The 19,321-nt window shown below is 36.9% G+C and carries 19 protein-coding genes; 5 read left to right on the top strand and 14 right to left on the bottom strand.

Annotation, left to right across the window (positions count from 1 at the left end; translation table 11 throughout):
• Nucleotides 1-110 precede the first annotated feature (110 nt).
• Nucleotides 111-473: a four helix bundle protein gene (locus DU508_RS09715; protein WP_115402589.1), complete on the top strand. Its 363-nt coding sequence runs from the start codon at nucleotides 111-113 to the stop codon at nucleotides 471-473.
• A 179-nt stretch (nucleotides 474-652) separates the two neighbouring features.
• Nucleotides 653-1,444: a diadenylate cyclase CdaA gene (gene cdaA / locus DU508_RS09710; RefSeq protein ID WP_115402588.1), complete on the top strand. Its 792-nt coding sequence runs from the start codon at nucleotides 653-655 to the stop codon at nucleotides 1,442-1,444.
• Between the two features lie 85 nt (nucleotides 1,445-1,529).
• On the opposite strand, the gene DU508_RS09705 is transcribed toward cdaA, so the two are convergent.
• The 8 genes from DU508_RS09705 to DU508_RS09670 all read right to left on the bottom strand — a co-directional run bounded on the left by DU508_RS09705 (nucleotide 1,530) and on the right by DU508_RS09670 (nucleotide 8,769).
• Nucleotides 1,530-1,940, bottom strand: coding sequence for a BrxA/BrxB family bacilliredoxin (locus DU508_RS09705; RefSeq protein ID WP_086549173.1), 411 nt, complete (start codon nucleotides 1,938-1,940; stop codon nucleotides 1,530-1,532).
• Between the two features lie 100 nt (nucleotides 1,941-2,040).
• Nucleotides 2,041-2,508, bottom strand: a complete 468-nt coding sequence (locus tag DU508_RS09700) for a CCC motif membrane protein (RefSeq protein WP_199562681.1) — start codon at nucleotides 2,506-2,508, stop codon at nucleotides 2,041-2,043.
• A 2-nt stretch (nucleotides 2,509-2,510) separates the two neighbouring features.
• Entirely contained in the window at nucleotides 2,511-2,834 is a 324-nt protein-coding gene (locus DU508_RS09695; protein WP_115402587.1) for a DUF2752 domain-containing protein, read from the bottom strand.
• A complete protein-coding gene (locus DU508_RS09690; protein WP_115402586.1) occupies nucleotides 2,815-3,249 on the bottom strand; it encodes a YkvA family protein in 435 nt (144 codons plus the stop codon). The genes DU508_RS09695 and DU508_RS09690 overlap by 20 nt, the downstream gene beginning before the upstream one ends.
• Nucleotides 3,250-3,283: 34 nt before the next feature.
• Nucleotides 3,284-4,807: a GH3 auxin-responsive promoter family protein gene (locus DU508_RS09685; protein ID WP_115402585.1), complete on the bottom strand. Its 1,524-nt coding sequence runs from the start codon at nucleotides 4,805-4,807 to the stop codon at nucleotides 3,284-3,286.
• Nucleotides 4,808-4,816: 9 nt separating this feature from the next.
• Entirely contained in the window at nucleotides 4,817-5,557 is a 741-nt protein-coding gene (gene lptB, locus DU508_RS09680) for an LPS export ABC transporter ATP-binding protein (RefSeq protein WP_115402753.1), read from the bottom strand.
• Nucleotides 5,558-5,642: 85 nt separating this feature from the next.
• A complete protein-coding gene (gene recJ, locus DU508_RS09675; protein ID WP_115402584.1) occupies nucleotides 5,643-7,343 on the bottom strand; it encodes a single-stranded-DNA-specific exonuclease RecJ in 1,701 nt (566 codons plus the stop codon).
• 100 nt (nucleotides 7,344-7,443) lie between these two features.
• Nucleotides 7,444-8,769, bottom strand: coding sequence for a sulfatase-like hydrolase/transferase (locus tag DU508_RS09670; protein WP_115402583.1), 1,326 nt, complete (start codon nucleotides 8,767-8,769; stop codon nucleotides 7,444-7,446).
• Nucleotides 8,770-8,895: 126 nt separating this feature from the next.
• Between DU508_RS09670 and DU508_RS09665 the strand changes: the two genes are divergently transcribed.
• Nucleotides 8,896-9,663, top strand: coding sequence for an MBL fold metallo-hydrolase (locus tag DU508_RS09665; protein ID WP_199562680.1), 768 nt, complete (start codon nucleotides 8,896-8,898; stop codon nucleotides 9,661-9,663).
• Between the two features lie 130 nt (nucleotides 9,664-9,793).
• Here DU508_RS09665 and DU508_RS09660 read toward each other — a convergent pair whose 3' ends face one another.
• The 5 genes from DU508_RS09660 to DU508_RS09640 all read right to left on the bottom strand — a co-directional run bounded on the left by DU508_RS09660 (nucleotide 9,794) and on the right by DU508_RS09640 (nucleotide 16,904).
• On the bottom strand, nucleotides 9,794-10,381 hold the full coding sequence (locus tag DU508_RS09660; protein ID WP_115402581.1) for a YceI family protein: 588 nt from the start codon (nucleotides 10,379-10,381) through the stop codon (nucleotides 9,794-9,796).
• Between the two features lie 532 nt (nucleotides 10,382-10,913).
• Nucleotides 10,914-13,790 (bottom strand): aminomethyl-transferring glycine dehydrogenase, encoded by a 2,877-nt coding sequence (gcvP, locus tag DU508_RS09655; RefSeq protein WP_115402580.1) that lies wholly within the window; start codon nucleotides 13,788-13,790, stop codon nucleotides 10,914-10,916.
• Nucleotides 13,791-14,340: 550 nt separating this feature from the next.
• Entirely contained in the window at nucleotides 14,341-14,904 is a 564-nt protein-coding gene (locus DU508_RS09650) for a hypothetical protein (RefSeq protein ID WP_115402579.1), read from the bottom strand.
• Between the two features lie 284 nt (nucleotides 14,905-15,188).
• Entirely contained in the window at nucleotides 15,189-16,082 is an 894-nt protein-coding gene (locus tag DU508_RS09645; RefSeq protein WP_115402578.1) for an EamA family transporter, read from the bottom strand.
• 105 nt (nucleotides 16,083-16,187) lie between these two features.
• The gene (locus DU508_RS09640) at nucleotides 16,188-16,904 is read right to left on the bottom strand and encodes a pyridoxine 5'-phosphate synthase (RefSeq protein WP_115402577.1); all 717 of its coding nucleotides are present in this window, start codon (nucleotides 16,902-16,904) and stop codon (nucleotides 16,188-16,190) included.
• A gap of 152 nt (nucleotides 16,905-17,056) precedes the next feature.
• Between DU508_RS09640 and DU508_RS09635 the strand changes: the two genes are divergently transcribed.
• Complete coding sequence (locus DU508_RS09635; protein WP_115402576.1) at nucleotides 17,057-18,697, top strand: ArnT family glycosyltransferase; 1,641 nt, start codon at nucleotides 17,057-17,059, stop codon at nucleotides 18,695-18,697.
• Between the two features lie 2 nt (nucleotides 18,698-18,699).
• A complete protein-coding gene (locus DU508_RS09630; RefSeq protein WP_115402575.1) occupies nucleotides 18,700-19,080 on the top strand; it encodes a GtrA family protein in 381 nt (126 codons plus the stop codon).
• 79 nt (nucleotides 19,081-19,159) lie between these two features.
• On the opposite strand, the gene DU508_RS24190 is transcribed toward DU508_RS09630, so the two are convergent.
• On the bottom strand, nucleotides 19,160-19,282 hold the full coding sequence (locus tag DU508_RS24190) for a hypothetical protein (RefSeq protein WP_010602346.1): 123 nt from the start codon (nucleotides 19,280-19,282) through the stop codon (nucleotides 19,160-19,162).
• Nucleotides 19,283-19,321: the final 39 nt, after the last annotated feature.

Genomic DNA, 19,321 nt, shown 5'->3' with positions numbered 1-19,321 from the left:
GTTAACTGTTGATAGAATGACCTTTTAAATTGCTAAGTTTGATGATTACAAAAATTAACAGATTCAACCTATTGTTAGATTGCATTCATGATTAATCTTAATTAATTAATATGCATATATATTCATTCGAAAAACTGGAAACCTGGCAAAAGGCCAGAACATTGAGAAAAGATATTTATTTGTTAGTTAAAAAATTTCCAAAGGATGAAATTTTTGGTTTGACCAGTCAGATCAAAAGATCATCGAGCAGTATTGGAGATTGTTTGGCAGAAGGCTCAGCTAGAATTACACCTAAAGACAAAGCTCATTTTATAACGATGTCTTATTCAAGTGCAATCGAAACCATTAATCATATTATTGGAGCTTGCGATCTCGAATACATTAACGAAGAAGAATATATATCATTCAGATTAAAGCTTGATGAATTAACAAATAAGTTAAATGCATTACGTAAAGCGATACTAAAGAATTAATTCTTCTGCAACCTAAAAGTTAGCCATATTATCTCAACAATTAACCGATTCAAACAGTTAAACGATTAACCATACCACCTTAAACAATTAACCAATTCAAACAGTTAACCACCTTCTTCATTCAACCAAAATCCATATAGCTATTAACCTTTAAACAAACATTTACTATCTTGTCGCTGATGAAAGGATTTGATTTTGATTTTCTTAAAGTATCGCCAACCGATGTAGTTGATATCGTATTGGTTGCGTTGCTGATTTACTATGTTTATACCCTAATTCGCAATACTTTAGCAGTGAACCTGCTTGTTGGCATGTTCATTATTACCGTTTTTTACTGGATCGTAAAAGGCTTGCAAATGGAGTTATTAACCACTATCATAGAGAAATTCATGAGTGTTGGTATTATTGCTTTAATTGTGATTTTTCATCCGGAGATCAGACGCTTCCTTTTACTGATTGGAAAAAATGCATTTCTTCAAAAAAATAAAGCCTGGTGGGGGTATTTGTTTGGCAGGAAAGAAATAGAAAGAAATAATTTAACACGTATTAAACCGATCATTGATGCTTGTAAAACGATGAAAAAAACCCGGACAGGAGCATTAATTGTGTTTGTTAAATTTTATGATGAACAGTTTTTTGCAAACAGTTGTGAAGTGGTTGATGCTAAAATATCTAAACGGTTGTTAGAAAGTATTTTTCAAAAAAATAGTCCGCTACACGATGGTGCAGTGGTTATTTCAGAAAACAAGATCAAAAGTGCAAGTTGTATTTTACCATTAACGGATAATGATCAGTTGCCGTCGCAGTTTGGCTTAAGGCACAGAGCGGGAATCGGGGTTTCGGAAACCACTGATGCTGTAGCGGTTATTATCTCAGAAGAAACCGGAGAAATATCTTATGCCAAGCAAGGTAGGGTAAGAATGAATGTTTCTTTTGGAGAGCTGGAGAAACTGCTCAATAAAGATTTTTAATGCTATTGTCATTCTGAGGAACGAAGAATCTGAGATTAGATACTTCCTTCATAGATGCTTCGTCCCTCAGCATGACAAAAATGAATTAACAATATTGCTCAAAAGCGCCAATTAAATTATCGGCAATCATTTGTGCTGGTCTGCCTTCAATTTGATGGCGTTCAATCATGTGAACCAATTTACCATCTTTAAATAAAGCCATTGCCGGAGAAGATGGAGGAAAAGGCATCATATAATTTCTGGCCTGATCAACAGCTTCTTTTTCCATTCCTGCAAAAACGGTAACCAATTTATCAGGATGTTTTTCATGAGCTGCCGCTGCTCTTGCTGCCGGACGAGCATTTGCTGCCGCACAACCACATACCGAGTTTACCACAACCAACACAGTGCCTTCGCCTTTAATGGCCTGGTCAACTTCTTCTGCATTTTTTAATTCTTGAAAACCAACGTTAGTTAATTCCTTACGCATTGGTTCTACTAAATATTCTGGATACATTATCGTGAGTTTTTTATTTACAATTTAACGGTACAAAAATAAGAAAATCGGATGGCATGCACCATCCGATTTATATTTTTAAGGTAAAATTAAACTATCTCTAACGAAATCCTTTAAAGAACTGATCATAAGCATCCGGATGGGTTATTGCACCAACAACGATCAAAATAACAAATCCGATAAACAGTAAACTTAAAATCGTAGCGATCATACCACAAATTTTACCCGCTTTGGCATTTTTGTATGATGATTCGGTGTACAAACCAGGGTTTGATTGATACTTTTTAACATCGCCACCCCCAAGAACCCAGGCAATGATACCAAAAATCAATCCGAATATACCGTAAAAGCAACATGCCGGAAGTGCCAATATACCAAGCACTAAAGATATGGTTGAATTCGGTAGATTTTGCTGTCCCATTCCACCTTGAAACTGGCCAAATGGTGGTGGTTGCTGAAAAGGTGGTGGTGTTACCGGGCCTGATGTTGATGGTATTTCAACAGGATTTTCACTTTTATTTAAATCGATAGGATTATTTTCCTGAGGATTTTCTTGTTCTTCTGACATACTTAAGCGATAAGTTGATGGTTGTATATTTTGTAAATGTAATTGATTAAGATAATTACTGCAATACCTAAAAATGCTACTTTTATTGCAAAGGCTCCAAATTTCAAATCAAATTTTAAGTGAATCAAAGTGAAAACCATTATTAAAACCAGCGGAATGGTAGCGGGATAAAGTTTTATGGAATCTATAACATCCCCTTTTAACAAGGCGACTATTGATCGTTGTAAACCACATCCCGGACAATCAAAGCCAAAATAAGTTTTGAATGGACAAGCGAACAAATGATGACTTAGCCATTCTAAAAAGCTAGGTTGTTGCTGAGCCATCTACATTATCAATAAATTTAATCTGGGCATCTTTCCAGGCTTTATATTTTTCCAAATCTTTAATAACCTGTTTGTAAACCAGGTTTAAAATGAAAATATCATCAATAAAACCTAAAATCGGGACAAAATCCGGGACAACATCCAAAGGAGACAGGAAATAAATTAAGCCACCTAAAATTGCAACGATCGATCTTTTAGGAATTTCGGTGTAATCGCCGTTTACATAATCTTTTGCAACGCCGAATAATAAAACCATTTTACCCCATACTCCTTCCAGCTCGCCTTTATTTGTTATAGCCTTTCCTAAAGCATCTTTTATAGTGTTGCTCGCTTTAGATTTATCATTCAAGATCAATGTTGCCCTACTTTCAGATTTTTTAAAAAAATCCAATATTTTCTTTCTATTCAACCTCATACCCAAATCCTAAGCAATTACCACTCCAATAGAATTATGCTGCCGAAGTGTTTATCATTTCCAAAATATCATCTATATATTTTCGTTCGTTAGCTAATCGGGGAACCTTATGTTGTCCGCCTAACTTATCCTTTGCCTTTAACCAATTATAAAACGTATTTATCGGTGCGTTATGTACTTTCGGCCTGGATAAGGCCATATCTTTAAATCTTTTGGCATCATAATCAGAATTTACAGCTCTCAGGGTTTGATCCATTATATCGATAAACTTCTCAAAATCATCAGGTTGTTTGTCAAATTCAATGATCCACTCATGTCCACCTGCTTTTTCACCTTCAAAATAAATTGGTCCGGCAGTGTAATCTTTAATCTCAGCACCTGTTTCGCAGCAAGCCTTAGTTAATGCCTGTTCTGCATTATCAATAATCACTTCCTCACCGAAAGCGTTTATGAAGTGTTTGGTACGGCCGGTAATTTTAATCCGGTATGGGGAGAGTGATGTAAACTGAATGGTATCACCAATCATATATCGCCATAAGCCACCGTTAGTTGAGATTACAATTGCATAATTTTTATTTAATTCGACTTCGCCCAATAACAATGCTTTCGGGTTTTCATCGCAAATGTTTTCCATAGGTATAAACTCATAGAAAATTCCATAATCAAGCATTAACAACATTTCATCAGAACCATCCTGGTCCTGAATTCCAAAAAATCCTTCCGATGCATTATAAGTTTCCAGATAATACATATCATTTGATGGGATGAGTTGTTTAAATTGTTCCCGGTATGGGGCGAAATTTACAGCGCCATGGATGTAAACTTCCAAATTAGGCCAAACTTCTAACAAGTTGCTTTTACCCGTTAATTCCAAAACCTTTTTAGCGAGAACGATTGTCCACGTCGGAACACCGGAAATACTGGTTACATTTTCATGAATAGTGGCTTCAGCCATTCTATCCATCTTGATTTCATAGTTGTCCATCAGTGCGATAGACATATCAGGAGTACGATAAAACTCCGCCCAAATCGGAAGGTTTTTAATTAGTACCGCTGATAAATCTCCATAAAAGCAATCTTCATTTAATTGGTTTACCTGATGGCTTCCGCCCAACACCAGTCCTTTTCCTGTAAACATCTGGTTATCCGGGCGATTATTGCAGTAAATGGAAAGCATATCTTTACCGCCTTTGAAATGGCATTCTTCTAACGATTCTTCAGAAACAGGGATAAATTTACTTCTATCACTTGTGGTTCCTGATGATTTGGCAAACCATTTAATATCTGAAGGCCAAAGAATATTCTGTTCGCCGTTCAGCATCCTTTCAATGTACGGTTTGAGTGTATCGTAATTTTGAATAGGAACGCGTTCCTGATATTGCTGAGTGGTCAGAATCGATTTATAATCGTATAATCTTCCCCATTCAGTATTTTCTGCACTATCGATTAAAGTATGGAACCACTCTTGCTGAACATCGTGTGGATATTTCATAAAAAGCTCGATCTGGTGGATCCGCTTTTTCATTAACCAGGTAAAAATTGAATTTACAAATGCCATCTGCTTTTATTAAACCTCAAATTTCTTACGCTTCAATACGAAGTTAGCGCCCAAATAAACCTTTCTTACCATCTCATTTTCTGCCAAAACCTCAGGAACGCCTTGTTCAAGAATTTTTCCTTCGAAGAGTAAATATGCCCTGTCAGTGATGGAAAGTGTTTCCTGTACATTATGATCGGTAATCAGGATACCTATATTTTTATGCTTCAATTTAGCAACAATACTTTGAATTTCCTCAACAGCAATTGGATCGACACCCGCGAAAGGTTCATCCAGCAAAATGAAATTAGGATTTGCAGCCAATGCACGGGCAATTTCGGTACGCCGACGTTCACCTCCTGATAACAAATCACCCCGATTTTTACGAACCTTGTGTAAACTGAATTCGTTGATCAATTCTTCTAACTTATCCTTCTGTTGCGCTTTGGTCATATCGCTCATTTCCAAAATAGCCAGAATGTTATCCTCTACGGTAAGCTTTCTAAATACCGATGCCTCTTGCGCTAAATAACCAATCCCTTTTTGTGCACGGCGATACATGGCATCTTCAGTGATATCTTCTTCTTCCAGGAAAATACGACCTTCATTCGGCTTGATCAAACCAACGATCATGTAAAAAGAAGTGGTTTTACCAGCGCCATTTGGCCCTAACAATCCAACAATTTCACCCTGGCTTACGCTGAATGAAACATCGTTTACCACTGTACGCTGCTTATATTTTTTAACCAGATTTTCGGCTCTTAGTATCATATTGCTTGATCCGTCATGCTGACCTTGATTCAGCATCTAATTAAAAGATCCTGAACTGAATTCAGGATGACGATTTATTTTATATTTAATTAACTTTTATTCCTTTAATATTGAGTTGCAAACGTTTCTTATCCCGCCACACATTTTCTTCTATCGTATAACAAACAGAAAACGGGACCTTTGGTTGTAAAAGATTTTGAAATTCTGCCAACCCAAATGCAATACCCTCAAAAATAGGCGAATTTTGTTGTTTTATATTAATTTTTAAATGATTTGCGCCAACAGCCATGGCGTGTTGAGCCAGATAAACATTGTGAGTAACAAACATTGGCGCCATATTTTCTGGCCCAAAAGGCCCCATTTGCGCCAAAACACGATAAAATTTGCCATCTATTTGTGCTAGTTCAATCTCTGCATCAATTTTTATCATCGGTGTTAAGAGCTCTTCCGTAATCGTAGAAGAAACTATTTCCTCGAATTTATCAGCAAAAGCATTTACATTATATTCCTGCATGGTTAAACCTGCTGCAAATTTATGTCCTCCATATTGATCCAAAAGATCTGCACATCCACTTAATGCCTCATATAAATCAAAGCCGATAACCGATCGACATGAACCCGCAACATGCCCGTTTGATTTAGTTAAAACAATAGTTGGGCGATAATATTTTTCTGTTAAGCGTGAAGCAACAATACCAATAACCCCCTTGTGCCAGTTCTCATTAAACACAACGGTGGTTTTTCTATTAATCAAAACTTCGCTTTCTCCAATTAAAGCTAGGGCCTCGCGGGTAATATCCTGATCGTAGGTTTTACGTTCAGTGTTTTTTAAATTGATTAACTCGCTTTGCTCTAATGAATTGCTGTCTACCTGACAAAGCAACATGGCCACAGCGTGTTTAGCATGGTCTATTCTGCCTGCGGCATTGATTCGTGGGCCTAAAGTGAAAACTACATCAGTAATGGTATAATTTTCAGTTTTACCGGAAACCTCCATTAAAGCCCGCAAACCTTCGCACGGATTTGTGTTGAGTTTCTTCAATCCATAATAAGCCAGGATTCTGTTTTCGCCAACCACGGGTACAATATCTGCAGCAATACTAACCATTACTAAATCGAGATATTGCAAATAGGTTTCTTTGGGCAAATTATGTTTTTGAGCATAAGCCTGGGCGAGTTTAAAACCGATGCCACATCCTGCTAATTCTTTGAATGGATATTCGCAATCTAAGCGTTTCGGGTCCAGTACCGCAATTGCTTTAGGTATTTCATCGCCAGGTAAATGGTGATCGCAAATAATGAAATCAATCCCTAAACTATTGGCGTAGTCAATTTTATCAATTGATTTAATCCCGCAATCCAAAGCGATGATCAATGAAAACCCGTTTTCTTTGGCGTAATCGATACCCGTGGTTGAAATCCCATACCCTTCCAGGTAACGATCAGGAATGTAATATTCAATATTTTCGGTAAGCCTGGAAAAGAAACTATATGCCAGTGCGACTGATGTGGTTCCATCAACATCATAATCGCCATAAATCAGAATCTTTTCCTGAGCAGATAAGGCTTCTTCGATTCGCTCAACTGTCACATCCATATCCTTCATTAAAAAGGGATTGTGCAGATGCTCTAATTCTGGCCTGAAAAAGTATTTTGCCTGATCGAAATCGCAAACATTCCTTTGAACTAATATCTGAGCAAGCGATCGATCTATGTTGAGTTTTTCTGCTAATTTTTTTATGGTTTCATCATTGCAACCTGATGATTGTACCCATCTTTTTTCCATTTATTCTGTCTCCGAACAGTAAATATACATTTTAATTGGATAGGTAAACAGTAATTAATTGTCAGATCATCCTCAAATGCTTTATTCACAAAAGATTATTTTATTTTGGATTTCCTGGGTATTCATTAAAAAGCTTCACTAAATGTTGGCGTTGATCTTTGTATTTAACATCATCAAAAAGGTTAACTCTTTCTGCCGGATCCCAGGAAAGGTTGTACAGTTCGTTCAATTCTTTGCCCTCATTTCTTGTAATCCTAAGTTTCCAATCACCATCCTTTACGCCCTCTAAAACATAATTGTGATAATAAATTGGGCGGTGAGGCTTGTTATAATTTTTATTGGTCAGCAGACCGGCAACAGATTCTCCATCAAAAACAATTTCCGGAAGTTTGGTTGCGGTCCAGTTCGCTATTGTTGGAAAAATATCCAAATTTGAAAAGGGTTTTGTAAACTGTTTATCGGTAAGGGTATGCCCTTTCCAGTAAACGATGAAAGGAACCCTGTGGCCACCCTCATAAGAAATTGCCTTTGCGCCTCTAAAAACCCCTGCAGATCCCACATGATAAAACTTTGTAAATCCATCTTCATACATTCTGGAAGGTGCATTTATCCAAGGCCCGTTGTCGCTGGTAAATATGAAAATGGTGTTATCCGCTTGTCCGGAAGCAACAACTTGTTGCCAAATTTTAGCTAAACCTGCATCCATATCTTCGATAACATCGCCAAGTTCACCACCGGCAGAATTTGCCTTTCTACTTTTCTGAGCAGCAAAAGCAACTGGTAAGTGTGGCATGTTCTGAGCAAGATAAAGAAAAAATGGTTTCTTATCTTTTACACTTCGCTTAATAAAACTGATGGATTCTTTTGTATAGATGGTTGTTAAAATACTATCGTGAGGTTTGATAATTTCGGGTTTAGCATTTCTGAAAATTTTAATTGCAGTATCGGTTTTAACGTAGGGAGTTCTGTAATCATGACTATAAAGCATGCCAAAAAATTCATCAAAACCTTTTTTATTTGGCAAAGAAACACCATGATCGCCTAAATGCCATTTTCCAACCAATGCTGTTCTATACCCTGAGCCTTTAAGCATTTGGGCAATTGTTAGTTCATTTTCTGGTATACCACCTTGATCACCAGGCCCAATCGGACGAGGCAAATTCATTCTGCTGCAATACCTTCCGGTTAATAATGATGCTCTTGATGGTGTACAAGTTGGTGAAGTGGTTACAAAATTTGTTGCCATTATGCCTTTGGCGGCCATTCCATCCAAAAAGGGAGTTTTAATTAATGGGTTACCGTAGCATGAAATATCAGCATAACCCATATCATCAGCCAATACAATAATTACATTTGGCCGTTGCTGTGCTTGTAAGGCAAAGGAAAAAAATAAGGCAAACAAGAAAACGGACAAATGAACTTTCATGATTATAATTTGGCAGAAAATTAAGAATGATATTTTACAAAAAAAGGAAGTATCCAAGCTTTTACCAAAACAAATTCCCAAGATTAGATTGTTACCTTTGCAGTAAAACATTTAAATCTCTACATTTTGCAAGTTCATACCTTATTTGAAGGAACCTATTCTGTTGATGCTACAAAGAAATTTGTTCCTTTTGATTCTTCCATCCATCATTTTAAAGATCGGCCAGCATCGTTGTTTATTAATGTTCAGCCATTTTTGGTTGAATTGAAAAATGATCTGATCCTTTTTGATACTGGTTTAGGATTCAGCGATGACCATGGCGAATTGATTTTGCACAAAAACATTCGCAATGCTGGCTTTGATCCAACTGATGTGACTAAAGTTTTAATGTCGCACTTGCATTATGATCACTCTGGGGGAATGATCCACAAGCAAGATAATGGAAAAGTGGAACTTAGTTTTCCAGATGCGGAATATGTGATCAATCGCGGAGAATGGGAAACTGCTTTTAGCAGTACTTCATCTTCTTACCATACTGATATTTTTGAACACCTGCAACGCAATGCACAATTGAAATTTGTTGAAGGCGATGGCAGCTTAAATGAATCCATTACTTATGAATTTACAGGCGCCCACTGCCCCAATCATCAGGTTTTTCTTTTAACCGAAGGAAATCAAAAGGTGTTTTTTGGCGGTGATGTTCTACCCGAACCTGAAGAATTGATTAAAAATTTTATTGCTAAATATGATTTTGATGGCCGCAAAGCAATGGAATTACGTAAAGAATTTGGCAAGCGTGCTGCAGAAGAAAATTGGGAATGTTTATTTTATCATGGCAAAAGTGCCGCAACTGGCTTTGTAGATTTAGTTGAGGGTGGATTTAAAATAAGGTAGGAAAGAATGAAGCAGAAAAGTCAAAGCGAAAAGCAAAGCGGGCCTTCATATTTCAACTCCATCTACCAATAAAAAAAGGCCCTGATGAAAACTCATCAAGACCTTTTTCAATTTTCCGAGACGGGAATAATTATTTTTTAGCTACTAATTTCACACTGATTTCGAAGTTATCATCAATTGCTTTATCACCAATGCTATCGAAGAAAGATTTTGAACCGTAACGAATATCATATTTAGTTCTATCAACTGTGATTTTACCTGCTAAAGCAGAAACAGTTCCATCAGCATTTACAGATACAGTTGCAGGAAAGCTTAATGGTTTAGAAATTCCTTTGATTGTTAAATCACCTGTTACGGTTACATTAGCACCTGAACCGCTAACTTTAGTAATTACAAAGTTTGCAGCTGGGAATTTAGCAACCCCAAAGAAATCATCTGCTTTTAAGTGACCTTCTAATTTATCACTGCCATCAGCATCTTTAATTGAGTTCATGTCAATGATAAAACCACCCTGAACTAATTTTTTGCCATCAAGAATTAAAGTTCCTGATTTTAACGATACTGTTCCGTTGTGTGATCCTGTTACTTTTTTACCAACCCAAGTGATGGTTGATTTTGATGGATCTACAGTATAAGTAACTGGTTTAGTAGGGTTTTTAAAAGCTGACAATGCTACAACTGCCACTAATAAAAAAATTGAGCTAATTTTTAATTTCATTTTCTGGTTTTTTAATTATGGTACAAAGATATAATTAAGGTAGGGTCTTTGTTATTGACCTATGTTAAGTTTTTTAAAAATAACCGATATAATTAAATCATTCTATTGACTGTAAAATAACGATGTGGTTTAATGGTTTATTTTTTTGCGTGAAAATTAAGATAAAACTGTCATGAAACAAGTTCAGGATGACAGCTGTTATGTATGGTTTTTTAAGCGTTTGGCTTAGCCGCTACGTCATGCTGAACTGATTTACAAGGTAGAGTCAGTGTTTTTAAAGATCTTGTAGCTACTTCGTGGTCGGCATCTTTCTGGTAAGGTATTCATAAAAATTCAGGATAACCATCGCATAAAACCATTCAAAGTGCAGATATTCATCCGATGGATTAAATAAAAAATCTGCAAGCTTTATGAAAAAAATTCACAAAACCTGCAGATCATTTTATCTAATGAGATTACTTTACCTGCTGAAAAAGCCTCCTCTTATGATGGAGTATACGATGGAAAGGAAAACCTTTAGCCTTCAACCTTATTAAGGTACGATTTCTTCCAGATAACTCTCCACTGGCGGACAAGCGCAAATTAACGAACGGTCTCCGTGGCTATCGTTAACACGACCAACTGATGGCCAGAACTTACGCTCCAACACATAAGGAAGGGGGAAGGCAGCTGTTTGACGGCTGTAAGTGTGATCCCATTCGTTAGCAGTAATCACTGCAACAGTATGAGGTGCATTTTTCAATGGATTATCAACTTTATCTAAAGTGCCGTTTTCCACTTCTGTAATTTCTTTTTTGATCGCGATTAAAGCATCGCAGAAACGATCTAATTCATGTTTAGGTTCAGATTCTGTAGGCTCTACCATTAAAGTTCCTGCAACCGGAAATGAAACCGTTGGTGCATGGAAACCATAATCCATTAAACGTTTCGCTATATCAGTAACCTCAATTCCAAATGCTTTGAACGAACGGCAATCTAAAATCATCTCGTGTGCACAACGACCCTGAGCGCCTGAATAAAGCACCGGGTAGTGTTGTTCTAAACGAGCTTTCATATAGTTTGCATTTAAAATAGCATATTTAGTGGCATTGGTTAGACCTTCAGCACCCATCATCGCAATATATGCGTGAGAGATAATCAGGATTGATGCCGAACCCCAAGGTGCAGATGAAACCGCAGAAATTGATTTTCCTTTATCGATATCAACCACTGCATGTCCTGGAAGATAAGGAACCAAATGTTTTGCCACACCGATTGGCCCCATACCTGGACCACCGCCCCCGTGAGGGATACAGAAGGTTTTGTGCAAGTTTAAGTGGCAAACATCGGCACCAATATTAGCAGGGCTTGTTAAACCAACTTGTGCATTCATATTTGCGCCATCCATGTAAACCTGTCCACCGTTTGCGTGAATCGTTTCGCAGATTTCAATGATGCTTTCTTCGAACACACCGTGAGTAGACGGATAAGTAACCATCAGGCACGATAAGTTAGCTGCATGTAATTCTGCTTTTGCTTTTAAATCTTCAACATCGATATTACCGTTTTCCAAAGATTTAACAACAACAATTTTCATATCGGCCATTGCTGCAGATGCAGGATTTGTACCGTGAGCTGATGCAGGAATTAATGCCACATTACGGTGGAAATCGCCTCTGTCGTGATGATAAGCACGGATAACCATCAAACCAGCGTACTCGCCCTGAGCACCGGCATTTGGTTGTAAACTCATTGCTGCGAAACCAGTGATTTCACTTAGCCACTTATCCAATTCATTGAAAACCGAATAGTAACCTAATACCTGATCGGCAGGAGCAAATGGATGAATGCGACCGAAGTGAGACCAGGTAACCGGAATCATTTCTGCCGTTGCATTTAATTTCATGGTACAGCTACCCAGTGCAATCATAGAATGGCAAAGTGATAAATCTTTTGCTTCTAATGATTTGATGTATCGCAACATTTCATGTTCTGAGTGGTGCGAGTTAAAAATCGGGTGCGTTAAATATTCAGAGGTACGTTGTAATGCTGATGGAATAACCGTTTCAACATGTTCGATAACTTCAACCTGATCGCCGGCAATTCCTTTTGCTCTTGCAAATATTTTAGCGATTAAAGTGATGTCTTCAAAAGTTGTAGTTTCATCAACTGAAATGGTAACGGTGCTGCCTACGTAATTTAAATTAATTTCATTGTCTAAACAGTAAGCGTGGATGCCGCCTTTTAAATCGCCTAAATCGAAACGAATGGTATCGAAATAAGATGAATTCAATTGCTCATAGCCTAAGCTTTTCAATGTTGAAGATAAACTGATTGCCAAACCATGTGTACGTTCTGCAATAGCTTTTAATCCTTTCGGCCCATGGTAAGCTGCATAAAAACCAGCCATAATAGCCAGTAAAGCTTGTGCTGTACAAATGTTTGAGGTTGCTTTATCTCTACGGATATGCTGCTCGCGGGTTTGCAAAGCCATACGTAAAGCGTAATCGCCATGGCTATCAATGGTTACCCCAATAATTCGACCAGGAATATTACGTTTGTATTCTTCTTTAGTTGCAAAAAATGCAGCATGTGGCCCACCAAAGCCCATTGGAATACCGAAACGTTGAGTAGTACCCACCACAACATCGGCACCCCATTCACCCGGAGGCGTTAATAAGGTTAAGCTTAAAATATCAGCAACAACTGTAAGTTTAATATTTTGATTGTGCAGTTCGGCAGCAAAATTTTTGTAATCGAAAACTTCGCCGTTACCAGCAGGATATTGAACAATTGCACCGAAGAAATCTTCAGTGGCTGTAAAATCTAAATGATTTCCAATAACCAATTCAATACCGTATGGATTAGCACGGGTTTTTAAGATATCTATCGTTTGTGGGAATAATAACTCAGAAACGAAGAATTTTTTAGCTGCTTGATTTTTACGCAGGCTATATTGCATAAACATGGCTTCTGCAGCAGCAGTACCTTCATCCAATAACGATGCATTTGCAATTTCCATCCCGGTTAAATCAATAACCATTGTTTGGAAATTCAATAAAGCCTGTAAACGACCCTGAGCAATTTCTGCCTGATAAGGCGTATATTGTGTATACCATCCCGGATTTTCGAAAACGTTACGTAAAATTACGCCCGGTGTAATCGTATCATAATAACCCTGACCAATAAAGCTTTTGAAAACTTTATTCAACAATGAAGTTTGTTTTAAGGCACCAAGATATTCGGTTTCTGATTTCGCTGCCGGCAAATTCAAAGGCTGTTTTAACCTAATTGCTGCCGGAACGGTTTGTTCAATCAGTTCATCAATAGAATTAACACCAACAGTTTGCAACATCTCCTCAGTATCTTCCTGATTTGGTGCAATATGTCGGTTTTGAAACTCTTCTTTGTAGTGGATGTTTAAGCTCATGCTGTATGAATAATAAGATGGCGCAAAGGTAGGAAATTCAGAGCTGTATTTTGCTACATACCAGTGTAAAAAAGGTGTCTTATTTACATTTAAAAGCTACAAAACAGATAGATTTTATGAGCAAGCAGTCAGTCAAACGTTTGCCTGAATTCGGAACGGAAATTATTTTTTTGGAAAGCACTGACCATTCAATAATCTAAGTTTGTTACCACCATTTACGATTGTCTATTCGCGGACTTTGTCATCTTAAGGGATAATTTATTTTGCTTCGCAGCTACTTCGTGGTCATGAAAATCAATCTAAATGATGTTGAGATTCTTCAGGTATTTCCCGTAGATGTTGCTGATTTACGCAGAAAAGAATGAAGTTTGAGTAAATCAATTAAACCTGCAGAATATTTGTCTTATGGAAAAACCTTATTCTCCAAATTCGCCACTTAACAATTTCTTTTTAAAAAGGAACTAAAGCGTGGTTTCATCGGCTGCAGATGCTTCGTGCCTCAGCATGACAATTTACAAGGTTGTTGCAAACAACATCCTTAACTCAAACCTTATTTCTGCACCTTCCAGCCCTCGTCTTTACTCAATTTTAGTTTATAAGTTTTGGTAATGAAGTTGCTGTTTTTATTTGCTTCCTTATCAAAAGGTTCAAAATCGGTGGTAACCATCTTTAATGAAACGATTACCTTTGCTGTGCTCGAATTTACTTGTTCGAAATTTACTGGTTTTTCGTCAGAAAGAACATATTCCACAACCTTTACAGTTGCCTTATCGCCATCTTGTTTTAAAACCAGCGGACTGGCTTTATCAGTTAAGGTAATTTGATATACAAAGCTGCTATCCTTAGAAAGAAATTTCTTTTTAGCCTCCTTTAAATCTAATGTTACCAGTCCTTTACTTGCTAAAGATTTATATTTTCCAAGTTCAAACAGATCATTTGTACTATTAAATTTTACTTCTCCAAACTTAAAACGGGTTGTTTTATATTCTGGATTGGCTTTTAAATAATCGATAATCACTTCTCCTGCCACATCCTGGTTAATTGTTGTTTTGGATTTACATCCGGCGAGGCCGATAATTATCAGGGAAAGAATATAGAAGATGTTTTTTTTCATGTTGGTTGAAATTTGCTTTTTAAAGGTATTTAATTTTGGTTTAACCGCAAATTTTAGTTTAACCGCAGTTTAAGTTTAACCGCAAAGAACACAAAGATTTCGCAGAGGACACAAAGCCATTTTTCTACCACAGAGCACACAAAGATTTTCACAGAGGACACCAAGAAAAAACAAAGCTTAGTGTCCTCTGTGCCATTACTCGGTGTACTCCGTGGTTATTTATTGCGCACCAACCCTGGCGTTCTTTGCGCCTTCACTTTGTGTCCTTTGCGGTTAAACTAAACCTACCATTTCCGTTTCAAATACTTCAAATTCGGCAAAACCATCGCTGATAAAATCACGAGGACACCAATCCATCGCAGAAAAGAAACCTGTTCTTGTAAAACGAAACCTGCCATCATTACCGCGACAGGCAATTCTGCTGCGCTTAAAATCGAACTTAAAGCTGTTCCAATTCTTGGCACTCCTTCTGCATAAAACAAAGGCGGAATAACCGTTCCAAAAACAGCTATAATTAATCCCCATTTCAACAAGCTGCCATTTAAAGCTCCATTAAATAAAAACACTGGCGGAAAAATGATGAAGATTAACAGGCAGGCACCCGTAATCATTAAAGCACTTTTCTTTAATGGTGGATATTCATTCCCAATTCTACCACTGAGCATTAGAAAACCTGCATAGGATAATGCCGCTAATAAACCAAAACCAATTCCTTTTAAGTTAATCGTTTTGATATTGGTTTCTACCATCCCGCTTGCCAAAATCGTTCCTCCTAAAACCAATAAAATTGCTAAAAATTGCAAGCCCGTTGGTTTCTTTTTAAAAATGAGATAATCTATTAAAATGCTCATCCAAATGAATTGCATGAGCAGAATGATAGCAATTGAATTAGGTACAAGTTTTACACACTGATAATAAAACACTGAAACAAGGCCGGTGCAAGTTCCGGCAATAATCATTTTCCACCATGGTGTAACCATATTTTTTTTCTGCACTTTATATTTAGCTGTTCTGCGCTGAAATAAAAACAAAACCCACAATATTACCGCGCCAAAAAAAGCCTGGGCACCGGTTACATCTCCAAGTGTGTAACCATCATGATAAGCGAGTTTTACAAAAGTTGACAGGATGCCGAAACTGCAGGCACCAAAAAAGACAAGGAGAATTCCTTTTAACATTGATATATTTTTAAAACGAGATTATCATTCCGAGCCTGTCGAAGAACTTCAGCATTTCGACAAGCTCAATGTGAAAATATGAGGGATGCTTTCCGTTTAATCTTTCTAAACGAGTTGTTGTAAATATTTTTGAATTGTGGTTTCCAAACCTAGATAAAGTGCATCGCTGATTAACGCATGACCGATAGAAACCTCCAATAAACCAGGAATACTTTGAGCGAAATAATGCAGATTATGCAAATCTAAATCATGACCGGCATTGATACCTAAACCTAATTTATTTGCATGATGAGCAGCTGCGATATAATTAACAATTGCTTTTTCCCGATCTGCAAAATAATTATAGGCATAAGCCTCTGTATACAATTCAATTCTATCTGTCCCCGTTTCTGCAGCACCTTCAACCATTTCAACCACAGGGTCAACAAAAATGGAAACGCGGATGCCCTCTTTTTGGAAAACGGCAACCATTTCTTCAAGATAAGCCTTATGTTTTATGGTATCCCAGCCGTGGTTTGATGTGATCTGGCCTTCAGCGTCCGGAACTAAAGTTACCTGAGCAGGCTTGTTGGCTAAAACCAGATCAACAAATTTATCTTCTCTGCAATTGCCCTCAATATTAAACTCAGTCGCAATAACCGCTTTTAAATCATAAACATCCTGATATCGAATATGGCGCTCATCGGGGCGGGGATGCACCGTGATACCCTGAGCTCCAAAACGTTCACAATCCAATGCCACCTTAACTAAATCCGGATTATTCCCTCCACGGCTATTTCTAAGTGTAGCAATCTTATTGATGTTTACCGATAACTTTGTCATGATGCAAAGATAGCAATAAGCTTTTTACATCAAATTTATTACGAAAACAGACAATCATTTAACATTCATTTTCAGTTGTAAACTTATTTAATAACTTAAATTGCGCCATTAAACGATTTTAAGTTTTCCCTGTCAAATCGTAAAGTTTTAGAATGAATATAGACGAAAGCAAGCGTTACTTACTGTTGATTTCCATTTTAATAGTCGTGAGTGCCTCCGCACTTTTTGGCGGAATCATGGAACCCGATGGTGCGCTGTACGCTTCAATTGCTAAAAACATTGCATTGCACAATGATTGGCTAAATCTTTATGTTCGTGGTGCAGACTGGTTAGACAAACCGCATTTGCCATTCTGGCTGGCCGCTATCTCTTTTAAATTATTTGGCATTTCGTCTTTCGCATATAAACTTCCTTCTTTTCTATTTGGATTAATTGCCACCTGGTACACTTACGGCCTGGCCAAAGATATTTACGATAAAAAAACAGGGCTAATCAGCGCTTTGATTTTCTTAAGTGCTTTACATGTTCTAATATCTACGTTTGATGTAAGGGCAGAAATTTACATTACGGCCTTTACCCTGGCATCTATTTATCATTATTATAAGGCACACCAACATCGTTTCTGGCATATTGTAGCGGGATCTCTTTTCGCTGCCTGCGCCATTATGGTTAAAGGGATTTTTGTTCTGATCCCTGTATTTGGTGGATTCATTATTTATTGGTTGCTCACTAAACAATTTAAGGAGCTTCTAAAAATCAAGTGGTGGATCGCGATTGTGCTTATTTTCCTTTTTATTACACCAGAGCTTTATTCACTTTACATACAGTTCGATCTGCACCCTGAAAAAACGATATTCAGTAAAACGAATGTTTCAGGATTAAAGTTTTTCTTTTGGGATAGCCAGTTTGGAAGATTTTTTAACAACGGACCTATTAAAGGCAAAGGCGATATTTCTTTTTTCCTGCACACTACCATTTGGGCGTTTCTTCCCTGGTCGTTTTTATTTTGTACAGCCATTGTTAACCTTTTTAAAAGGAAAAATAATACAGCTTTCCCACGAGAGAGCATTATTATCTGGACCAGTGCCGCTATTACTTTTTTACTATTTTCCTTATCTAAATTTCAACTCCCACATTATATCCTGATTATTTTACCACAATTTGCAATCATAACCGCTTTGTATCTGCAAAAACTATCAGAAATAGCAACAAAGATTTTTTTCACGATACAAAGTGTAGTATCCATTTTAGTGGCCATTTTAATCAGCGTTATTGCCTGTTTTTTTAATTTTGATGGCTTTATAGTCGCTATCTTTTTTGCAGCATTATTCCCAATTCTGGGTTTTCTACTATTTAAAAAACCAACTGCTACTTCAATTATAGGCAGAAGCGTGCTTATTTCATATAGCCTGGCTATATTTCTATGTGTCTTTTTTTACCCGGCGGTTTTAAAATACGAGGCAGGAATGGAAGCTGGTTTATGGCTTAATAAGAATCATCCTCACTCGAACGTGAAAGTTCTAATGTATCCTGATGCCTATTCACTGGATTTTTATGCTAAAGGCGATGTTCAATATATCTGGAACTATAAAGATTTAGAAAATGTTAGAAATGAAAACAATACCATTTTATATATACAGGATGATGATTTGGCAAAATTAAAGAAAGATTATAATGCAGAGGTTTTGAAGGGATTTGTGTATTACCACATCACAAAACTGACCCCGAAATTTATCAACAAAGAAAGTAGGCCAACAGTATTAGAACATTTTTATTTAGTTAGATTGCATTAACAATGGATTTATTCTTCCGTATTATAAAATTTGGTTTAACAGGTTTGCTGGGCATGGCTATTGATTTTGGTGTAACCTGGCTGTGTAAAGAGAAATTGAAAATCGATAAATACATTGCCAATGCACTTGGTTTTTCTCTTGCAGTTACCAATAATTATCTCATTAACCGTGTTTGGACATTCCAAAGCACAAATGCGCACTGGGGAGAAGAATTTAGTAAATTTATTATCGTAAGCTTAATAGGATTGGCGTTGAACACTTTTATCATTTACCTCTTTCATCAAAGAAAAAACGGAACTAATTTTTATGTGGCCAAATTTTTTGCGATCGTAATTGTATTTGTATGGAATTTCTTAGCCAACCTGATGTTTACTTTTAGGTAAGATCCTAAAGCTTTGGCAGAATATTTTTTTGAACACAAGGCTTATGAAACAATAAATACAGAGTTTAATTTGTAAGCCCTTAAGTAACGTTTTTGCCAATAAAATAGAATACCACCAACCAGATTAATCCTTTAATCAGGAAGAATAAAAATCCGATTAAGCCCACTCGCTTAAACCATAATTTTACTTTTTCTTTGTTCATTACCTTATCGGTAAAGATAAAATATTTTGAATTAATTAG

It is taken from the genome of Pedobacter chinensis (assembly GCF_003339865.1).
Taxonomy (GTDB): Bacteria; Bacteroidota; Bacteroidia; order Sphingobacteriales; family Sphingobacteriaceae; genus Pedobacter; species Pedobacter chinensis.
Note: the sequence above shows the minus strand (reverse complement) of the source record. Positions and strands in the feature narration are given on the sequence as shown.